Below are 19,640 nucleotides of genomic sequence, written 5' to 3'. Positions count from 1 at the left end.
GCCGATGCCCACGAGGAACGCCATGGGAAGAACGCTTACATCCGTCACCGCCGGCCTGGCCCTCTGCCTCCTCCTCACCGCTTGCGGTGGTGGCGAGGACGAGGAACCCCGGGTCACCGCCGCGCGGCAGTGTGACGACACGCTCTCGCCGGAAGCCGCCAAGGCGCTCGAATCGGTGCTGCGGACCGAGAAGTTCCAGCCGTTGACGACCAGCGGACTCCAGCAGAGCGTGCGGGATCTGATCGGGGACCAGGAGAAGTCCGACAGCTGGGCGTCGCACCCGGCGATGTGCAAGATCGCGCCCGTCGAGGGGAAGACCGACCTCGCGATCGAGTTCAACCTGTACCACGGCGACGAGGACCTCTACGCCGGGAAGAAGCTTCCCGGCAGGCACTTCTACGGGATGGGGCGGGAGGCGAGCACGGACAACAAGGCGGCGTACCTGTTCCTCGAGTGCTCCAGCCCGCAGCTGAAGGACTCCGGAGAGGTGCCCGCCCGCATCAAGGGCATGCTTCAGGCGCGCGCGAGTCGCGACGACTCCCTCCCGCCGAACAACGCCGCGACCCGGGAGGCGTACATCACGATCCTGCACTCCGTCAGCCTGGCGGTGGTGAAGCAGCTGGGCTGCGAGAACAACGCGGGACTTCCCGAGAAGCCGGTCCTCACTGAGAAGAAGTGACGCAGGCAGCAGGAGCCGCAGCCCACCCCCTCAGCCCTCCTTGGCGATCTCCACCGTCGAGGTCAGCTGCGACATGAGCAGGACCGTCGTGCGGGTGATCAGGGCCGCCAGGAGGATCGTCGCGAGACCCTCGACCCGTAGGTCCGACGTCTTCGGGCCCAGCCAGGACAGCAGCCACCAGATGAGGGCGTCCTGGACGAAGCCGGCGAGGCCGAAGGCGGCGAGGGCGGGGAGCGGGACGCGGCCTGAGGGGCCGATGTGGATCAGTTGGGTGAGAACCACGATCACCAGCGTGGCGATGAGGACGGAGAGGACGGCGTCGACCGTCTCCGTGCCCAGGGTGATGCCGGGCAGCAGTACTCCGGCCAGGCCCACCCCGACGAGGACGGCCACTTTGCGAGTGCCTTGATCGCTCATGGGCGGACTGTGGCACACCCGACGGGCAGCTGTGAAGATCCTGTAAGGGCGATCGTTCGGAGACCGTGGCGGGGATCGAACCCGCGTAACTCGCTTTGCAGGCGAGCCCCTCAACCACTCGGGCACACGGTCGTGTGGTGCGACAAGTACGACGGTAGGGCGGGGTCGGGAGGGGCTCAAGGGTTCCGGGGGCCGTGCCATGCGACTGCCATGCCGCTGCCACACGGCGTTCACAGTCGCCGAAGGTCCCCCGTCCATGGGCTGAGCGGGACCGGGACTTCTGACAGGGGTCATTCAACGCTTCACCTCTTACTCTGGGGGGATGAGCGCCCTCGAACCCCGCGACGCCGACACCGGCGCCGAACCCGACGCCGACGCCGAACCCGACGCCGGCGTCGATGTCGTCGCCGACACCTCCGGACCCCGTGCCGCCGACGACGACACCAAGGGGTCCGTTCTCGACCCCGGCCATCGGGCGCTCAGCATCGGCATCGTCTCCGTCGTCCTGCTCATCGCCTTCGAGGCGACCGCCGTCGGTACCGCCATGCCCGTCGCCGCCCGCGAGCTGAACGGCGTGTCCCTCTACGCCTTCGCCTTCTCCGCGTACTTCACCACCAGCCTCTTCGGCATGGTCCTCGCCGGCCAGTGGTCCGACCGGCTCGGGCCACTCGCCCCCCTGACCGCCGGCATCAGCGCCTTCGCCGCCGGGCTGCTGCTCTCCGGGACCGCCGGCGTCATGTGGCTGTTCATCCTCGGCCGGGCCGTCCAGGGCCTCGGCGGCGGGCTCGTCATCGTCGCCCTGTACGTGGTCGTCGGCCGCGCCTACGCGGAGCACCTCAGGCCCGCGATCATGGCCGCGTTCGCCGCGAGCTGGGTCGTCCCCTCCGTTGTCGGACCCCTCGCCTCCGGCACGGTCACCGAGCACCTCGGCTGGCGCTGGGTCTTCCTCGGCATCCCCGCCCTCGTCGTCTTCCCGCTGGCCCTCGCCCTCCCCGCGATACGCCGCACCGCCTCCGGCCCCGCCGACCCGGACGCGCCCGTCGCCCCCTGGGACCGGCGCCGGATCCGGCTGGCGCTCGGCATTTCGGCGGGCGCGGCGCTCCTCCAGTACGGGGGGCAGGAGCTGCGCTGGTTCTCCCTCCTCCCGGCCGTCGTGGGCGTCGCCCTCCTCGTGCCCACCGTCCGTGGCCTGCTGCCGCACGGCACCTGGCGGGCGGCCCGGGGCCTGCCGTCCGTCGTCCTGCTGCGCGGCATCGCCGCCGGCGCGTTCATCGCGGCCGAGTCCTTCGTGCCGCTGATGCTGGTCACCCAGCGGGGCCTCAGCCCCACCCTGGCCGGTCTGTCCCTGGCCCTGGGCGGCCTCACCTGGGCACTCGGCTCGTACGTCCAGGCCCGGCCGTGGACGGAGCCGTACCGGGAGCGGCTCGTCGTCCTCGGCATGGTCCTGGTGGCGCTCGCGATCGCGGTGGCGCCGAGCGTGCTGATCACGGCGGTGCCGGTATGGGTGCTCGCGGCCGCCTGGGGCGTCGGCTGCCTCGGTATGGGAGCGGTGATCTCCTCGACGAGCGTGCTGCTCATGAAGCTCTCCGCGCCCGACGAGGTGGGCGCGAACTCGGCCGCCCTGCAGATCTCCGACGGTCTCTCCAACGTACTCCTCCTCGCCGCGGGCGGCGCTGCCTTCGCGGCCCTGGGCGGCGGCGCGGTCGGCCACGCGGTCACCTCCCACGCGGCCACCGGCTCCCATCCGGCGGCCTTCGCGGCGGTCTTCCTGCCGATGGCGGGGGTGGCGGCGGTGGGGGCGTGGGTGGCTACGCGGCTGGGGGCGGGGGCGGGACGGGCCGGCGCCCCGGAAAGCCCCTGACACCAGGTGGTACCACGCGGTACCGTGTCGTCATGGCTGCTCTGAACGTCAGGTTCACCGAAGAAGAGCTGGACGCGCTGCGCGAGCGTGCCGAGGCGGAGGGGCGCAGTATGCAGTCCTTCGCGCACGCCGCCGTGATGAGGGCGATCGACGAGCACTCCCGCCTGTTCGAGGAGGCGGCCGAGCACGTGCTGAAGGCCAGCGCGGAGCTCAACCGGAGGCTTGCGTGACGCATTTCCTCACGCTCCCCCAGCTCCTGAACCTCGCGGAGCGTCTCGGGGCGAGTGAGGTCCGTGACTACGGCCTGCTCGACTCCGCCCTGCTGCGCCCGCAGTCGAGCGTCTTCGGCCAGGACGCCTATCCCACTGTCTGGGAGAAGGCGGCGGCACTGATGGAGTCACTGGCCCGCAACTACGGCCTCGTCGACGGCAACAAGCGCATCGCCTGGCACGCGACCTGGGTCTTCCTGCATCTGAACGGACACCCGCTCGACCCCGCGTTCGACGTCGACGAAGCCGAGGCGTTCGTCCTGGACGTCTGCCAGGGGGCCCTCGACGTCCCCAAGATCGCAGCGTCGCTGCCGAGGTTCGCACGCTGATCCGGCATGTGTGAGACGCGCCGCACCGGCCGAGGTCACGGCCTCGTCCCGCCCGCGCCGAGGCGACCGCACCGGTAAGGTGGCCCGGTTGTCATATCTGGACGAGCGTCGAACCCGGAGATCGTGACTACTACCACCACCTCCTCCCATCACCTCTCTCCCGCCTTCCCAGGACGGGCCCCTTGGGGTACCGCCGGCAAGCTGCGCGCCTGGCAGCAGGGCGCCATGGAGAAGTACATCCAGGAGCAGCCCCGTGACTTCCTCGCCGTCGCCACCCCCGGCGCCGGCAAGACCACCTTCGCGCTGACCCTCGCCTCGTGGCTGCTGCACCACCACGTCGTGCAGCAGATCACCGTCATCGCGCCGACCGAGCACCTCAAGAAGCAGTGGGCCGCCGCCGCCGCGCGGATAGGCATCAAGCTGGACCCGGAGTACAGCGCGGGGCCGCTGAGCAAGGAGTACGACGGGGTCGCCATCACCTACGCGGGTGTCGGCGTCCGGCCCATGCTCCACCGCAACCGCTGCGAACAGCGCAAGACCCTCGTCATCCTGGACGAGATCCACCACGCCGGAGACTCCAAGTCCTGGGGCGAGGCGTGCCTGGAGGCCTTCGAGCCCGCCACGCGGCGGCTCGCGCTCACCGGCACCCCGTTCCGTTCCGACACCAACCCGATCCCGTTCGTCACGTATGAGGAGGGCAACGACGGGATCCGGCGGTCCGCCGCCGACTACACCTACGGGTACGGCAACGCCCTCGGCGACGGCGTCGTGCGGCCCGTCATCTTCCTCTCCTACAGCGGCAACATGCGCTGGCGCACCAAGGCCGGTGACGAGATCGCCGCCCGCCTCGGCGAGCCGATGACCAAGGACGCGATCTCGCAGGCCTGGCGCACGGCTCTCGACCCGCGCGGCAACTGGATGCCGAACGTCCTGCGGGCCGCCGACCAGCGGCTGACCGAGGTCCGCAAGTCCATCCCGGACGCGGGCGGCCTCGTCATCGCGTCCGACCAGGACTCGGCCCGCTCGTACGCCAAGCTGATCCGCGAGATCACCGGCACCAGGCCCACGGTCGTCCTCTCCGACGACACCGGCGCCTCGAACCGCATCGACGAGTTCAGCGAGAGCACCGACCGCTGGATGGTCGCCGTCCGCATGGTGTCCGAGGGCGTCGACGTGCCCCGCCTGTCCGTCGGCGTGTACGCGACGACGATTTCGACGCCGCTGTTCTTCGCGCAGGCCGTGGGACGTTTCGTACGTTCCCGCAGGCGCGGCGAGACCGCCTCCGTGTTCCTTCCCACGATCCCCAGCCTCCTCGGTTTCGCCAACGAGATGGAGGTCGAGCGCGACCACGTCCTCGACAAGCCCAAGAAGCAGGGCGAGGAGGACCCGTACGCCGAGTCCGAGAAGGAGATGGCGGAGGCGGAGAGACAGCAGGACGAGGACACCGGTGAGCAGGACATGCTGCCCTTCGAGGCCCTGGAGTCCGACGCCGTCTTCGACCGCGTGCTGTACAACAGCGCCGAGTTCGGCATGCAGGCCCACCCCGGCAGCGCCGAGGAACAGGACTACCTCGGCATCCCGGGCCTCCTCGAACCCGACCAGGTCCAGCTCCTGTTGCAGAAGCGGCAGGCCCGGCAGATCGCGCACAGCCGCAAGAAGCCGGACACCGAGGCGGACCTGCTGGAGCTTCCCGCCGAGCGGCGTCCCGTCGTTTCCCACAAGGAACTGCTCGAACTGCGCAAGCAGCTCAACACGATGGTCGGCGCGTACGTCCACCAGACCGGCAAGCCCCACGGCGTGATCCACACCGAGCTGCGGAGGGTGTGCGGCGGGCCGCCGAGCGCGGAGGCGACCGCCGGCCAGATCCGGGAACGGATCAAGAAGGTGCAGGAGTGGGCGACCCGGATGCGGTGACGCCCGCCCTGTCCCGATGAGCGGCCGAGGCCCGTACGACGACGTTCGTACGGGCCTCGGCCGTGTCCCGCCGCACCGGCACCGGCCGAAGCGGCACCCCGGCGGGTCAGGACCGGCCGAAGCGGCACCCCGCCGGGCCGGCCCAGGCACCGGCGAACGGGCCCCACGGCCCCCCCGCGCGGTCCCCACCAGGGCACGACAAAGCCGATCTTGTCCGTCGAAGTCCCTCAGGTGACCGACGAAGGTCCCGAACCGTCTCGATCCGGCCGCCGACGCCCGGATTCTGGACGAGGTCTTCCGCTGAGCGGAGCGGGTCGCTACTGTCCCGGCTCAAAAGCAAACGCCCCGTGGCAGCGCCGCCGCGGAGCGCAGCCGGTGTACCCCTTCCTGCCGGCGGCCTCTGACGTGCGTCGCCGACGGGACCGGCGTCGTAACCCCGTGGGAGCCCGCCACCACTCACTTTCGAAGGAGAGGGCGTCGTGACCGCGGAGACCTCCCAGACGCTCGACCGGGGACTCAGAGTCCTCAAACTGCTCGCCGACACCGACCACGGCCTGACGGTCACCGAGTTGTCCAACAAACTCGGTGTCAACCGGACCGTGGTCTACCGGTTGCTCGCCACCCTCGAACAGCACGCCCTCGTCCGCCGCGACCTCGGCGGACGCGCCCGCGTCGGCCTCGGCGTGCTGCGGCTCGGCCGCCAGGTCCACCCCCTGGTGCGGGAGGCCGCGCTGCCCGCGCTGCGCTCGCTCGCCGAGGACATAGGGGCGACGGCCCACCTCACGCTGGTCGACGGGGCGGAGGCGCTCGCGGTCGCGGTCGTCGAACCGACCTGGACCGACTACCACGTGGCCTACCGGGCCGGCTTCCGCCACCCGCTGGACCGGGGCGCGGCCGGCCGGGCGATCCTCGCCGCCCGGCAGGGCGGCCTGATCGAACCCGGCTTCACCCTCACCCACGGCGAACTGGAGGCCGGCGCGAGCGGCGCCGCCGCACCCCTCGTCGGCGTCACCGGCGTCGAGGGCAGCGTCGGCGTCGTGATGCTGGCGGACGCCGTGCCGGAACGCGTGGGACCGAGGGTGGTGGACGCGGCGAGAGAGGTCGCGGACGCGCTGCGCTAGGGCGCGGCCGCCAGGTGTGTGCGGGGTCGGGCTCCCGTTGTGGGCGCCCCGCGTCCCTGGGGACGATGGCCCGGACAGGAGCGCGGCTCCGTCGCCCCCGGGGCGGCCACCCCTCGCGTCCCAGTAGATTGGGGCCGTGCTCTCCAGTCTCTCCCGGCCCCGCGCGCTCGCTCTCTGCGCCCTGCCCGTCGCCGCGCTCTTCGCCGTCGTCGGGTTCGCGCCGCTGCCGTACGCGATCGCGCAGCCCGGCTCCACCGCCGACGTGCTCGGCAAGGACAAGGGGCGTGAGGTCATCACGATCGCCGGCGCGCCCGTCCGCGCCACCGACGGCCAGCTGCGGATGACGACGATCGTGGCGACCGGGCCGTCCACGGACGTCGGCCTCGGGGACGTGGCCGACGCCTGGTTCCGTACCGACCGGGCCGTGTTGCCGCACGACTCCGTCTACCCGTCGGGGAAGTCCGACGCCGAGATCGAGAAGCACAACCTCGGGCAGATGAAGGAGTCGCAGGACGCGGCCGCCCTCGCCGCCCTGGGGTACCTGAAGAAGGACCCCGACGAGGTGAAGGTGACCCTGCACCTCGCCGACATCGGCGGGCCGAGCGCCGGGCTGCTCTTCTCCCTCGGCATCGTCGACAAGCTCGCCGGCGACGGTGACGGCGGCGACCTCACGGCCGGCCGGATCGTCGCCGGTACGGGCACGATCGAGGCGGACGGCACCGTCGGCGCGGTCGGCGGGGTGTCCCTCAAGACCCAGGCCGCGGCGCGGGACGGGGCGACCGTGTTCCTCGTACCGAAGGCCGAGTGCTCGGAGGCCGAGTCCGAACTGCCGAAGGGGCTGCGGCTCGTCCCCGTCACCGCGCTCGACGACGCGGTGGAGTCCCTCCGGTCCCTGGGCCAGGGCCAGGAGTCGAAGGTCCCGACCTGCTGACGGTGCCGTCGCGGTGCTGAAGGAGCCTGGCTCCACCGGACCTCAGTCCGCGTCCCCCGCCGCCTGCTCCACCAGCGGGATCACGCGCAGGGGGACCGGGTTCTCCATCACGATCGCCGTCGACGCCCGGACGATCCCCTCGAAGGCCACCACCTTGTCGATCACCCGCTGGAGGTCGGCGTTCGAGCGGGCGACGAGCCGGCAGAGCATGTCGCCGTGGCCCGTCGTCGTGTGGAGCTCCAGCACCTCCGGCACCGTCGCCAGATGGCCCCGTACGTCCGCGCCCTGGCCCTGTTTGATCTCCAGCGTCGCGAAGGCCGTCACCGGGTAGCCCAGCGCCGCCGGATCCACCTGCGGTCCGAACCCCCGGATCACCCCGCTCGCCTGGAGCCGGTCCAGCCGTGCCTGCACCGTGCCCCGCGCCACCCCGAGGCGCCGGGACGCCTCCAGGACGCCGATGCGCGGTTCCCGTGCCAGCAGCACGATCAGCCGGCCGTCCAGATGATCGATCGCCACGACCGCCTCCTGATGGTCACCATGTACAAGTAGCCCGCCGACGCTGCCCGATCGCTGTACATGTTGACCAGCCTCTCAGCGAACTATTGCGCATCTTGCCGGACGGCGCGACGCTGCTCCCATGACTGAGACCATCGATCACACCCCTTCCACGGCGCGGCAGGCCGATCCCTTCCCCGTGAAGGGCATGGACGCGGTCGTCTTCGCCGTCGGCAACGCCAAGCAGGCCGCCCACTACTACTCCACGGCCTTCGGCATGAAGCTCGTCGCCTACTCCGGACCGGAGAACGGCAGCCGCGAGACCGCCAGTTACGTGCTCACCAACGGCGCCGCCCGTTTCGTGTTCACCTCCGTCATCAAGGTCTCCACCGACCGGGGCCGCTTCCTCGCCGACCACGTCGCCGAGCACGGCGACGGCGTCGTCGACCTGGCGATCGAGGTGCCGGACGCCCGAGCCGCGTACGCGTACGCCGTCGAGCACGGCGCCACCGGTCTCACCGAGCCGTACGAGGTCAAGGACGAGCACGGGGTCGTCGTCCTCGCCGCCATCGCGACGTACGGCAAGACCCGCCACACCCTCGTCGAGCGCTCCGGCTACACCGGCCCCTACCTGCCGGGCTTCGTCTCCGCGAACCCGATCGTCGAGCCGCCGGCCAAGCGCACCTTCCAGGCCATCGACCACTGCGTCGGCAACGTCGAGCTCGGCCGGATGAACGACTGGGTCGGCTTCTACAACAAGGTCATGGGCTTCACGAACATGAAGGAGTTCGTGGGCGACGACATCGCGACCGAGTACTCGGCGCTGATGTCCAAGGTCGTCGCGGACGGCACCCTCAAGGTGAAGTTCCCGATCAACGAGCCGGCGATCGCGAAGAAGAAGTCGCAGATCGACGAGTACCTGGAGTTCTACGGCGGCGCGGGCGTCCAGCACATCGCCCTCGCCACCAACGACATCGTGGCGACGGTGCGGTCCATGCGCGCCGCCGGTGTCCAGTTCCTCGACACCCCCGACTCGTACTACGACACCCTCGGCGAGTGGGCCGGCGAGACCCGGGTGCCCGTCGAGACCCTGCGCGAGCTGAAGATCCTCGTCGACCGCGACGAGGACGGCTACCTGCTGCAGATCTTCACGAAGCCGGTCCAGGACCGTCCGACCGTGTTCTTCGAGATGATCGAGCGCCACGGCTCGATGGGCTTCGGCAAGGGCAACTTCAAGGCCCTGTTCGAGGCGATCGAGCGCGAGCAGGAGAAGCGCGGCAACCTGTAACCCCCGCCGCCGCAACCGCCGAGGGCCCGGAGCACACGCTCCGGGCCCTCGGGCGTTCACCGCGCCGCTCGGGCGCCCGCCCCACAGCCCGCCTTCCTCAGGCCTGTCCCGCCTTCGGCGCATCCGTCGCCTTCGCCGGTTTCGGACCGATCTCCTTCGGGAGCCCGTCCGGACGCAGCTCCCCCGGGAGTTCGTTCGGTGGTTCGCCCACCGCCGCCAGCGACTCCGTCGCCTCCCGCCCGAGCAGCGGTGAGAAGTACGGGTTGATCCGCAGCGCCTCCGCCAGGTGGCGCCGCGCCGGCCCGTGCTGCTCCAGCGCCCGTTCGATCTCGCCCCGGTGGTACGTGAACAGCGCGCTCCGCAGTCCCTCGTCCGTGGCCCGTTTCGCGTACTCCAGCGCCTCCTTCGGCTCCCCCGCCCGGTACAGCGCCCAGCCCAGCGCGTCCGCGTCCCGCACCGAGCGGTGCCCGCGCGCCCATTCCGCCCGCATCCGGGTCACCGCGGCCGCCGGGTCGCCGTGGTCCGCGTCGAGCAGCGCAAGCGGCACCTCGCCCCGGGCCCAGGTGCCGGTCCGCAGCCGCTCGTAGAGGGCCTGCGCGTCACCGTCCAGGTCCAGCGACTCGTACAGCTCGCCGGCCTCCAGGACGTACTCCGGCAGCGGCAGCCTCGCCAGGGCGGCCCGCCAGTCCCGCAGCGCCTCGTCGGTGCGGCCCAGCGCCGCCAGCGCCCTCGCCCGGCCCGCGAGCGAGGGCCCGTGGTCCCGTACGAGCCGCAGCGCCGCCCCGTACCGCGCCAGCGCCTCGTCCGCCTCGCCCCGCTCCCACGCCAGGTCCCCGAGGCGCGTGAGGGCCGCCGCCTTGTCCGCGTCCGTCTCGGCGAGCGCCGCCGCGTCGAGGGCCGCCGCGTCCGCGTCCTCCCGCCAGCCCCGGTCGCGGTAGGTCCCGGACGCCCGGGTGCGCACCACCGCGCCCGCGTGGAGCCCCTCCAGGGTCTCCATCGCCTTCCGGGCCGCGGGATAGTCCCCGAGGCCGTTGTAGGCATCCATCAGGACCGGGTACACGGGCCAGCGCCGCGGGTCCGCCTTGCGTACCCGCTCGCCCCACTCCTTGGCCGTCTTCCAGTCGCCGCGCGCCCCCGCGAGCGCCCCCAGGCCCAGCTGCGCGGTCAGGTTGCCGCGCGCCGCGGGCCGTTCGGCGAGGGAGCGGCGCAGGGCCTGCTCGGCCCGCGGATAGTCCCGTACGTCGCCGAGCCGGCTGCCCCGTTCGGTGTACGCCGCTCCGAGCTCCGCCCACGACGCGTCGTCGTCCGGGTGGCCGCGCAGCCACTTCTCCCGGTCCGTGATCAGCGCCGCCAGGTCCGGCAGCGCGGCCTGCGCGCCCGCGTGGGCCGCGATCGTGGCCCGCTCCGCCGGACCGGGCGGGGGCGGCGGGCCCTGGCCGACGAGCTCGGGGACGTAAAGGAGTGCCGTCGCCGCGAGCACCGCGCCCGCTCCGGCCGCGAGGACCGTCCTCGACACGTTCTGCGTCTTCATGGCGCTCACTGTGCGCCCGCACGTGCCTGTACGAAGAGCACACGAAGCGCCTGCCCCGGCGGGTTCACACCGATGGCCCCGGGTGCCACGCTGGACGCATGGACGATCTTCTGACGCGGCTGCGCGCCGGGCTCCCCGCCGAGGCGCTGCTCACCGACCCGGACGTGACCGCCTCCTACGCGAACGACATGGCGAGCTTCTGCACGGCCGGCACCCCCGCGGTCGTCGTGCTGCCGCGCACCGTCGAACAGGTCCAGCACGTCATGCGGACCGCGACGGAACTCCGCGTGCCCGTCGTCCCCCAGGGGGCCCGTACCGGCCTCTCCGGGGGCGCCAACGCCTCCGAGGGCTGCATCGTGCTCTCCCTGGTCAGGATGGACCGGATCCTGGAGATCAACCCGGTCGACCGGATCGCCGTCGTCGAACCGGGCGTGGTCAACGCCGTGCTGTCACGGGCCGTCGCCGAACACGGCCTGTACTACCCGCCGGACCCGTCCAGCTGGGAGACGTGCACCATCGGCGGGAACATCGGCACGGCCTCCGGCGGCCTGTGCTGCGTGAAGTACGGGGTGACCGCCGAGTACGTCCTCGGTCTCGACGTCGTCCTCGCCGACGGCCGGCTCCTGACCACCGGCCGCCGCACCGCCAAGGGCGTCGCCGGTTATGACCTGACCAGGCTCTTCGTCGGTTCCGAGGGCAGCCTCGGCATCGTCGTGCGGGCCGTGCTCGCCCTCAGGCCGCAGCCCCCGGTCCAGCTCGCGCTCGCCGCCGAGTTCCCCTCCGCGGCCGCCGCCTGCGCGGCCGTCTGCACGATCATGGAGGCGGGCCACACCCCGTCGCTCCTCGAACTCATGGACCGCACCACGGTCCAGGCCGTCAACAAGCTGGCGCGCATGGGTCTGCCCGACACCACGGAGGCGCTGCTCCTGTGCGCGTTCGACACCCCGGACCCGGCAGCCGATCTGGCCGCCGTCGGGGAGCTGTGCGCGGCGGCGGGCGCCACCGAGGTCGTCCCGGCCGCGGACGCCGCCGAGTCCGCACTCCTCCTCCAGGCGCGCCGGCTCTCCCTCACCGCCCTGGAGACCATCAAGTCCGCGACGATGATCGACGACGTGTGCGTGCCGAGGACACGGCTCGCGGAGATGCTCGCGGGCACGGCGGCCGTCGCCGAGAAGTACGGGCTCACCATCGGCGTCTGCGCGCACGCCGGGGACGGCAACACCCATCCCGTCGTCTGCTTCGACCACACCGACGAGGACGAGTCGCGGCGCGCGCGGGAGTCCTTCGACGAGATCATGGCCCTCGGGCTCGCGCTCGGCGGCACGATCACCGGCGAGCACGGCGTGGGCGTCCTCAAGAAGGAGTGGCTGGCACGGGAGCTGGGACCGGTCGGCCTCGAACTCCAGCGTGGCATCAAGGCCACGTTCGACCCGCTGGGCCTGCTCAACCCCGGAAAGCTGTTCTGACGACCCCGGTACGGGCGTCAGGGCCACGGGCATCGCGGCTGCGGACAGCACCACGGGCATCAGCACCACGGGCATCAGGGCCACGGGCAGCACGGCTTCGGCGTCACAGCTCGCCGTCCTGGGACTCGTCCGACGGCCAGGGGTCGCACAGCCACAGCTCGTCGGTCAGCACGGTGGTCGCCAGGAGCTCGGCGAGGCCGTCGTCGATGCCGAGCCGCGCGGACTCGGTGCCCGGCGGCACCGCGTGCAGGGTCCGCTCCAGCCAGGCGGACACCTGCCCGGACGGGGCTTCGAGCAGGGCGTCGCCGTCGGGGGAGGAGAGCGCCATCAGGACGACGCCACGGCCGTCGACCTTGGTGGGCCAGATGCGCACGTCCCCGTGGCCGCACGCCCGGAAGACGCCCTCGACGAGCAGTTCGCGCGCGAACGTCCACGTGACGGGGTGGTCCGTGCCGACGTGGAAGGTGATGTGGACGGCGTACGGGTCGTCGGTGCGGTAGGCGAGCCGGGCGGGGACGGGGACCGCGCGCTCGGGCGAGAGCACCAGCTTCAGCTCCAGCTCGCGCTCGACCGTGGTGTTGTCGGTGTTCTGCATGGCCGTACTTCCCTTCGCGGACCGGCCCCGGGCGGGCCTTCACCAGGAGAGAGCGCGGTGCCCACGGCTCATTACGCGACTTCGGGAAGTTTTTTCCGGGGAAGTTCGTCCTGGCGTTCCTTCCCGGGTCTTCCGGGGATCCCCCCGGGGCGGAGGCACCGGCCCGAACATCACCATGAGTGACTGATTCCGGTACGTGTCGCCCGAAGGCGGGGCTTTCTCGCGGGCTCCTCGTCCCCTCGGGGACGTTCTTCGTTACTGTCCTCCTTGGGCGCGGCACGCCCGGCACGCGGCCGCGAGGATCAAAGGCGTTGTGACTGAACGGAGTCGGGGCAGTGGCTACTCCTCCTGGAGGCGGCGAAGAGGTACCGCAGGCGGGGTACTACCCGGACCCGTCCATTCCCGGGTACATCCGGTACTGGAACGGGGGCGCCTGGGTTCCCGGTACGAGTCGGCCCGCGCCCTCGGAGGGCGAGGTCCCGGCGCAGCCGCCCGCCTCGGCGGTCCCGGCCGGCCCCCTCCTGGCCTCGGGCCCGGCACCCGCGCCGGGCCGGCCCCGGCCCGCCCCCGCCCACCCGGAGCCCGAGCCCGTACGGGAGGCCCGCCCCGAGCGGTCGTTCCCGGCGGCCGCGCACGTCCCCGCCCGGGCCTCCGCGCCCGCGCCCGTTCCGGTGGTGGAGGAGACCGGGCCCGTCTTCTTCGACGAGGAGCCGGCCCCCCAGGAGCCCGCCTCCGCGTGGCAGGCGGACACCTCGCGCCAGACCGGCTTCGGCGGCGACCGTGACCAGAAGGTCTCGTGGGGCGCGCCCAGGTCCCCCGATCCGCGGACTCCGGCGGACTGGCCGGTCGCCGGTACGAGTGAACCCGCCGAGGCGCCGGCCGAAGCCGCCGAGCGGGCGGGCGACCCGCGGGCGACCGGGGGAGCCGCGCGACTCGGCGGGATGCCGGTCACACGGATCCCCGCACCGGCCCCGACGCCCGCACCGGCCCCGGCCCCCGATCCCCGCCCCCGTCAGCAGCCGACGCCCCGACCGCAGCCGCAGCCGCAGCCGCAGGCGCAGCCCGCTCCCGAGCCCGTGGCGACGGCCCCGGCCCCCGCGCCCGCCCCGGCCCCCGCGCCCGCCCCGGCCCCCGCACCCGTACAGCAGCAGCCGCCCACCCCCGTACAGCACGCGCAGGCCGCCGCCCCCGCCACGCCCTCCTGGGCACAGCAGGCACAGCAGCCGGTCCAGCCTCAGGAGCAGCAGCAGCCCGTCGTCCCCTGGAAGCCACCCGTCGACGACCTGTTCGTGCGGGCGGCCCGCGAGCAGGCCTCGGCGCGTCCCGCCGGGCTGGGCAGGCGGCTGCTCGCCCGGCTGATCGACACGGTGGTCCTGGGCGCGCTGGTCGGCGGCGCGTCCTTCCCGTTCGTGACCGCCGCCCTCGACCACATCGAGGGCAAGATCGAGGCGGCCAGGCAGTCCGGCGTCACCGTCCAGGTGTGGCTGCTCGACGGGACCACCTCCGTCCAGTTCGGCATCGCGCTGGCCTCCCTGTTCGTCATCGGTGTCCTGTACGAGGCGCTGCCCACCGCCAAGTGGGGCCGCACCCTCGGCAAGAAGCTGTGCGGGATCGAGGTGCGGGACATCGAGGCGCACCAGCCGCCGCGGTTCGGGGCGTCCCTGCGCCGCTGGCTCGTCTACAGCGTCCTGGGCCTGTTGGTCATCGGGGTCCTCAACGTCCTGTGGTGCCTGTTCGACCGTCCCTGGCGCCAGTGCTGGCACGACAAGGCGGCCCGTACCTTCGTGGCGCGCTGAGCCCCGGGACGCCCGGGTCCCCCGAACGGGCGGCGATTCCTTGCGGGGGCGCCGTGCCCGGGATGCACTGCCCCCATGAGCAACGATCAGCCGCCGCCCGGCCAGCCGCCCGAGGAGGACCCGTTCCTCAAGAGGCCCCAGGAGCCCCCGCCGCCCCCGTCCGGTGGCCAGCCGCCCCCGGGAGGCCCCCCGCCGGGGAGCCCCTACGGCCCCTCGGACGGGAGTCCCTACGGCCCCTCGGGTGGTGACCCCTACGGCTCGTCGGGCGGCTCCCCGTACGACAAGGGCCCGCCGCCGCCCCCGTACGGAGGCGGGTACGGCGCCGGTTACGGCGGGACGGATCCGCTCTCCGGGATGCCGCCGCTCGCCGAGTCCGGCAAGCGCATCGTCGCCAGGATCATCGACTGGCTGATCATCGCGATCCCGCTGGCGATCATCGGCATCCCGTTCGACATCTACAGTCGGGCGACCGAGAACGGCAACGACTTCGGCGACACCGTCAACAGCCTGAACGGCGGCAGTCAGCTGGTCTTCCAGCTCATCACGATCGTGGCGTACGTCGCCTACGACACGGTGATGACGGCGAGGAACGGGCAGACCATCGGCAAGAAGCTGATGAAGCTGCGGGTCGCGATGCTCAACGACGGCTCGACGCCCCCGATGAGCCAGTCGCTGCTGCGCGCGGTCGTCCTGTGGCTGCCCGCGCTGATCTGCTGCGCGTGTCTGTGGCCGCTGCTGATCCTCATCCTGATCCTGGTCGACAAGCCCTACAAGCAGGGTCTGCACGACAAGGCGGCGAAGACGGTGGTGGTCTCCGTACCGCGCTGAGCCCTGACGGACGAGGGATCACGAACCGGTCCGGGTATCGGCCCCCGCGCCCACGGGTGCGGTCGGTATCCGGGCCTCTTCGTTCCCCGGGGGCGCCGTAACCCTTCCCGTGACCTTGACGCCCGTCGTCCGCACCGGCATCGTCACCGTCACGAGCAGTCCGAGCAGCAGGCCGGCGAGGCTGATCACCGTGATGCCCGGCGTGGTCGTCGTACGGGTCAGCAGCAGGAGGGTGACGGTCGCGAGCACGACGGTGGCCGAACCGTAGGCGAGCTGCGCGGCGTTCGGACGCTGCATGACGGATACCGTCCCTCCGGACATCGGATCGACTCTACGAGGCTCGATGCCCGGGGCGGATGCCGGGTAAGCGTGAGCTTACCCACGGTGCTGTCGCACGGGGGGCGCACGGGGGCACGAATGTCCCAACTGTCGCCGCGTGTGCGCCGTTCTTTCGTCCGATAATCGGAATTCCGCTCCCACATAGTGCAGTTGGTATGTGCAAGTCAAGATCTGTCTTTTCTTGTCTCCCTCCGGTCGAATGTCGTCACTTGTGACGCGCGACCCCGCCGGACGGACACCCCACCTTCGGTCCGAGAGCGCGGGCGCCGGGGAGGACTACATCAAGTGACCAACAGACGACGGGCGATCAGAACGTCCGCAGTCGTCGTGGCGCTCGCGGCTACCGCCGCCACCGCCTCGACCTTCACCACCGCCTGGGCCGACAATCACGGCAGCGTGACGCCGGCCGACGTCCGTCACGACCCGGCGCCCGGCGCCGGTGACGGACACGGGCACGGAGCCGACAAGACGGCGGTCGACCACGACCTCGACGGTCCGTTCAGCAAGCAGCAGGAGCAGCAGCGCAAGGCTGCCCTGGAGCAGGTGCTGAGCGGCGAGGCCAAGGTCGAGCGCCGTGGCGGCTCGCAGGTCGTGAAGCTCGACAGCAAGAAGTACGTCGAGCTCGGCCGCGAGAAGACCGACAAGATCTTCACGATCCTCGTCGAGTTCGGCGACAAGGTGGACAACACCACCCTGGTGAACCGCGCCGACGACGACACGGACGAGCTGAAGCCGAAGTTCGGCGGCACGCCCGGCCCGCTGCACAACCAGATAGCCAAGCCGGACCGCACCAAGGACAACTCCACGGCCTGGCAGGCGGACTACGACCAGCAGCACTTCCAGGACCTGTACTTCGGCACCGGCAAGGACGCCAAGGGACAGCCCAAGGAGTCGCTGAAGACCTACTACGAGAAGACCTCGTCCGGCCGTTACTCGGTCGAGGGCGGCGTCTCCGACTGGGTCAAGGTCGAGTACAACGAGGCCCGTTACGGCTCGAACTACTGCGGCAGCAGCAACTGCGCCAACGTCTGGGACGCGGTCCGCGACGGCGTCACCGCCTTCGTCGCCGACCAGAAGGCCAAGGGCCGCACCGACGCCCAGATCAAGGCCGACATGGCCCAGTACGACCTCTGGGACCGGTACGACTTCGACGCCGACGGCAACTTCAACGAGTCCGACGGCTACATCGACCACTTCCAGATCGTCCACGCGGGTGAGGACGAGTCGGCGGGCGGCGGCGCCCAGGGCGGCGACGCCCTGTGGGCCCACCGCTGGTACGCGTACGGCACCAACGCCGGCAAGACCGGCCCGGCGCACAACAAGGCCGGCGGTACGCAGATCGGCGACTCGGGCATCTGGGTCGGCGACTACACGATGCAGCCCGAGAACGGCGGCCTCGGCGTCTTCGCGCACGAGTACGGCCACGACCTCGGCCTGCCGGACCTGTACGACACCTCGGGCCTTCCCGGTGCCGAGAACTCGACCGGCTTCTGGTCGCTGATGTCGTCCGGTTCCTGGCTCGGCCGCGGCAAGGACGCCATCGGCGACCTGCCCGGCGACATGAACGCCTGGGACAAGCTCCAGCTGGGCTGGCTCAACTACACCAAGGTGGCCGACGAGGCCCGTGCGTGGAACTCCACGCACAAGCTGGGTGTGGCGGAGTACAACACCAAGAACCCGCAGGCGCTCATCGTCGAGCTGCCGAAGAAGGCCGTCACCACCGATGTCGTCGCGCCCGCAGAGGGCGCGTCGCAGTGGTGGAGCAACATGGGTGACGACCTCAAGAACACCCTGACCCGCTCCGTCGACCTGACGGGCAGGACGTCGGCCTCCCTGGAGCTCCAGGGCTGGTACGACATCGAGCTCGACTACGACTACCTCTACACCGAGGTGTCGACCGACGGTGGCGCCAGCTGGACGGCCCTCGACGGCACCGCCGACGGCAAGCCGCTCCCGCGCGACGCCAGCGGCGCCCCGGCGCTGACCGACGTCTCCGGCACCCACAAGAAGCTCGTCTACGGCCTCGACGCCTACGCGGGCAAGAAGTTCGACCTCCGCTTCCGCTACCAGACGGACGGCGGTGCGGGCGGCAAGGGCTTCACGGCCGACGCCATCACCCTGACCGCGGACGGTGCCACCGTCTTCGCGGACAACGCCGAGAACGGTGACAACGGCTGGACCGCGAAGGGCTTCTCGCGGGTCGGCAAGGGCTTCACCAAGGAGTACGAGCAGTACTACATCGCGGAGAACCGCCAGTACGTCTCGTACGACGCGACCCTCAAGGTCGGCCCGTACAACTTCGGGTTCGCCGGTGACAAGTCCAGCTGGGTCGAGCACTACCCGTACCAGAACGGTCTGCTCATCTGGAAGTGGGACCTCTCCCAGAAGGACAACAACACCGCGGTCCACCCGGGCCAGGGTCTGATCCTTCCGGTCGACGCCCACCCGACCCCGCTGAAGTGGTCCGACGGCAAGCTGATGCGCAACCGCGTCCAGGCGTACGACTCCACCTTCGGCACCTACCGCACGGACTCCCTCCTGCTCCACAAGGCGGACGTCCCGACGTGGGTGAACTCGCAGCGCGGCAACCCGGTCTTCGATGACCGCAAGGGCACCTACTGGTTCCCGGAGACGGCGCGCGCCGGTGTCCAGGTAACTGACACCAACACCAAGATCCAGGTCGTCAAGGAGCCGTCGAACGGCCAGACGATCACGGTCCGCGTGGGTCCCTCCACCAAGTAACCGATAAAACCGCAGGTCAAAGCATGATCGGCCGTCGCCCCACTAGCGGGCGACGGCCGATCGTGTTTAGGTGCGTCTGACGCTTTTCTTATTGACAGTCGATCCACGGGGGAGTGGTTCCGCATGCCCAACGGAGGGTTCTGCAAGTTGCCCGGAGGCAGCGTGGTCGTCGCGATAGGGCTGCCGAGCCCCGCCCGCGACGGCGTCACCGTCCGCTTCCTGGTACACGCCGCGAACCGCGCCCGCGCCCTGACCCGGCTGCGGAACCTGGGGCTGCGGGCGGTCTACCTCCGCGGCAACAGCGAGCCCCCCACCCCGGACGAGGTCACCGCCGTCCTGCACCACCCGGACGGCCTGCTGTGGAGATCCACCCCGGGCACCGCCCAGGAGCTCTGGCACCCCGTACGGTCCCTCCCGAGGGAACCCGTGGCCTAGGGCACCACGGGCTTGCCGGTCAGCTCCACGCCCGCCGTCCGCAGCTCCTCCAGGGCCCGGTCCGTCGTCTCCTTCGCGACGCCCGCCGTCAGGTCGAGCAGCACATGGGTCCGGAAGCCCTCACGGGCCGCGTCCAGAGCCGTCGCCCGGACGCAGTGGTCCGTCGCGATGCCCACCACGTCGACCTCGGTGACGTCCCGCTCGCGCAGCCACTCCGCGAGCGTCCGCCCGTTCTCGTCGCGCCCCTCGAAGCCGCTGTACGCCGCGTCGTACGCGCCCTTGTCGAAGACCGCGTCGATCGCCCCGCTGGCGACGGCCGGCGCGAAGTTCGGGTGGAAGCCGACCCCCTCCGTACCGGCCACGCAGTGCACCGGCCAGGACGTGACGTAGTCCGGCTCCTCGCCCGCGGCGGCGAAGTGCGCGCCCGGGTCGACGTGGTGGTCGCGGGTGGCGACCACGTGCCGGTAGGAGGTGCCCGCCGTCTGGCCGACCAGGTCGGTGATGGCGGCGGCGACGTCCGCGCCGCCGGTCACCGCGAGGCTGCCGCCCTCGCAGAAGTCGTTCTGAACGTCCACAACGATCAATGCGCGGTGCATGGCGGGTG

The 19,640-nt window shown here is 71.5% G+C and carries 19 protein-coding genes and 1 tRNA gene; 13 read left to right on the top strand and 7 right to left on the bottom strand.

What is annotated here, in order from left to right; genetic code table 11:
* Positions 1-22 precede the first annotated feature (22 nt).
* A complete protein-coding gene (locus ABZ567_RS05165; protein ID WP_360784859.1) occupies positions 23-679 on the top strand; it encodes a hypothetical protein in 657 nt (218 codons plus the stop codon).
* 30 nt (positions 680-709) lie between these two features.
* Here the strand turns inward: ABZ567_RS05165 and ABZ567_RS05160 are convergent, their stop codons facing one another.
* Positions 710-1,096 carry a hypothetical protein gene (locus ABZ567_RS05160; protein WP_360784857.1) on the bottom strand — a complete coding sequence of 129 codons (387 nt, stop codon included), beginning with the start codon at positions 1,094-1,096 and terminating at the stop codon, positions 710-712.
* A gap of 60 nt (positions 1,097-1,156) precedes the next feature.
* Positions 1,157-1,228: transfer RNA gene (locus ABZ567_RS05155), tRNA-Cys, on the bottom strand.
* 190 nt (positions 1,229-1,418) lie between these two features.
* On the opposite strand from ABZ567_RS05155, the gene ABZ567_RS05150 reads away from it, so the two are divergent.
* The 6 genes from ABZ567_RS05150 (at position 1,419) to ABZ567_RS05125 (ending at position 7,521) form a co-directional block, all read left to right on the top strand.
* Positions 1,419-2,957 carry an MFS transporter gene (locus ABZ567_RS05150; protein WP_360784855.1) on the top strand — a complete coding sequence of 513 codons (1,539 nt, stop codon included), beginning with the start codon at positions 1,419-1,421 and terminating at the stop codon, positions 2,955-2,957.
* 32 nt (positions 2,958-2,989) lie between these two features.
* Entirely contained in the window at positions 2,990-3,187 is a 198-nt protein-coding gene (locus tag ABZ567_RS05145; protein WP_360784853.1) for an Arc family DNA-binding protein, read from the top strand.
* Positions 3,184-3,555 carry a Fic family protein gene (locus ABZ567_RS05140; RefSeq protein WP_360784851.1) on the top strand — a complete coding sequence of 124 codons (372 nt, stop codon included), beginning with the start codon at positions 3,184-3,186 and terminating at the stop codon, positions 3,553-3,555. Before ABZ567_RS05145 ends, ABZ567_RS05140 begins: the two co-directional genes overlap by 4 nt.
* Positions 3,556-3,675: 120 nt before the next feature.
* A complete protein-coding gene (locus ABZ567_RS05135) occupies positions 3,676-5,469 on the top strand; it encodes a DEAD/DEAH box helicase (RefSeq protein ID WP_360785055.1) in 1,794 nt (597 codons plus the stop codon).
* A 479-nt stretch (positions 5,470-5,948) separates the two neighbouring features.
* Positions 5,949-6,590: a helix-turn-helix domain-containing protein gene (locus tag ABZ567_RS05130; RefSeq protein WP_015033894.1), complete on the top strand. Its 642-nt coding sequence runs from the start codon at positions 5,949-5,951 to the stop codon at positions 6,588-6,590.
* A 136-nt stretch (positions 6,591-6,726) separates the two neighbouring features.
* The gene (locus ABZ567_RS05125; protein WP_360784849.1) at positions 6,727-7,521 is read left to right on the top strand and encodes a S16 family serine protease; all 795 of its coding nucleotides are present in this window, start codon (positions 6,727-6,729) and stop codon (positions 7,519-7,521) included.
* Positions 7,522-7,563: 42 nt separating this feature from the next.
* Here ABZ567_RS05125 and ABZ567_RS05120 read toward each other — a convergent pair whose 3' ends face one another.
* On the bottom strand, positions 7,564-8,037 hold the full coding sequence (locus ABZ567_RS05120) for an Lrp/AsnC family transcriptional regulator (RefSeq protein ID WP_360784847.1): 474 nt from the start codon (positions 8,035-8,037) through the stop codon (positions 7,564-7,566).
* Between the two features lie 121 nt (positions 8,038-8,158).
* Between ABZ567_RS05120 and hppD the strand changes: the two genes are divergently transcribed.
* Positions 8,159-9,304 carry a 4-hydroxyphenylpyruvate dioxygenase gene (gene hppD / locus ABZ567_RS05115; protein WP_360784845.1) on the top strand — a complete coding sequence of 382 codons (1,146 nt, stop codon included), beginning with the start codon at positions 8,159-8,161 and terminating at the stop codon, positions 9,302-9,304.
* A 97-nt stretch (positions 9,305-9,401) separates the two neighbouring features.
* Here the strand turns inward: hppD and ABZ567_RS05110 are convergent, their stop codons facing one another.
* Complete coding sequence (locus tag ABZ567_RS05110) at positions 9,402-10,835, bottom strand: tetratricopeptide repeat protein (RefSeq protein WP_360784843.1); 1,434 nt, start codon at positions 10,833-10,835, stop codon at positions 9,402-9,404.
* Between the two features lie 98 nt (positions 10,836-10,933).
* On the opposite strand from ABZ567_RS05110, the gene ABZ567_RS05105 reads away from it, so the two are divergent.
* Complete coding sequence (locus ABZ567_RS05105; RefSeq protein WP_360784842.1) at positions 10,934-12,301, top strand: FAD-linked oxidase C-terminal domain-containing protein; 1,368 nt, start codon at positions 10,934-10,936, stop codon at positions 12,299-12,301.
* Positions 12,302-12,404: 103 nt separating this feature from the next.
* Here ABZ567_RS05105 and ABZ567_RS05100 read toward each other — a convergent pair whose 3' ends face one another.
* On the bottom strand, positions 12,405-12,896 hold the full coding sequence (locus ABZ567_RS05100) for an SsgA family sporulation/cell division regulator (protein ID WP_360784840.1): 492 nt from the start codon (positions 12,894-12,896) through the stop codon (positions 12,405-12,407).
* A gap of 335 nt (positions 12,897-13,231) precedes the next feature.
* Between ABZ567_RS05100 and ABZ567_RS05095 the strand changes: the two genes are divergently transcribed.
* Together ABZ567_RS05095 and ABZ567_RS05090 are read left to right on the top strand one after the other, a co-directional pair.
* Entirely contained in the window at positions 13,232-14,692 is a 1,461-nt protein-coding gene (locus ABZ567_RS05095; protein WP_360784838.1) for an RDD family protein, read from the top strand.
* 75 nt (positions 14,693-14,767) lie between these two features.
* Positions 14,768-15,520, top strand: a complete 753-nt coding sequence (locus ABZ567_RS05090) for an RDD family protein (protein WP_360784836.1) — start codon at positions 14,768-14,770, stop codon at positions 15,518-15,520.
* Positions 15,521-15,538: 18 nt separating this feature from the next.
* Here ABZ567_RS05090 and ABZ567_RS05085 read toward each other — a convergent pair whose 3' ends face one another.
* Positions 15,539-15,817, bottom strand: a complete 279-nt coding sequence (locus ABZ567_RS05085; protein WP_360784834.1) for a hypothetical protein — start codon at positions 15,815-15,817, stop codon at positions 15,539-15,541.
* A gap of 327 nt (positions 15,818-16,144) precedes the next feature.
* Between ABZ567_RS05085 and ABZ567_RS05080 the strand changes: the two genes are divergently transcribed.
* Both ABZ567_RS05080 and ABZ567_RS05075 read left to right on the top strand, forming a co-directional pair.
* Entirely contained in the window at positions 16,145-18,601 is a 2,457-nt protein-coding gene (locus ABZ567_RS05080) for an immune inhibitor A domain-containing protein (protein ID WP_360784833.1), read from the top strand.
* A 123-nt stretch (positions 18,602-18,724) separates the two neighbouring features.
* Positions 18,725-19,036: a hypothetical protein gene (locus tag ABZ567_RS05075; protein ID WP_360784831.1), complete on the top strand. Its 312-nt coding sequence runs from the start codon at positions 18,725-18,727 to the stop codon at positions 19,034-19,036.
* Here the strand turns inward: ABZ567_RS05075 and ABZ567_RS05070 are convergent.
* Complete coding sequence (locus ABZ567_RS05070) at positions 19,033-19,632, bottom strand: nicotinamidase (RefSeq protein ID WP_360784829.1); 600 nt, start codon at positions 19,630-19,632, stop codon at positions 19,033-19,035. The genes ABZ567_RS05075 and ABZ567_RS05070 overlap by 4 nt on opposite strands.
* Positions 19,633-19,640 lie beyond the last annotated feature (8 nt).

This window comes from Streptomyces sp. NPDC016459 (assembly GCF_040632845.1).
In the GTDB taxonomy this organism is placed as follows: Bacteria; Actinomycetota; Actinomycetes; order Streptomycetales; family Streptomycetaceae; genus Streptomyces.
Note: the sequence above shows the minus strand (reverse complement) of the source record. Positions and strands in the feature narration are given on the sequence as shown.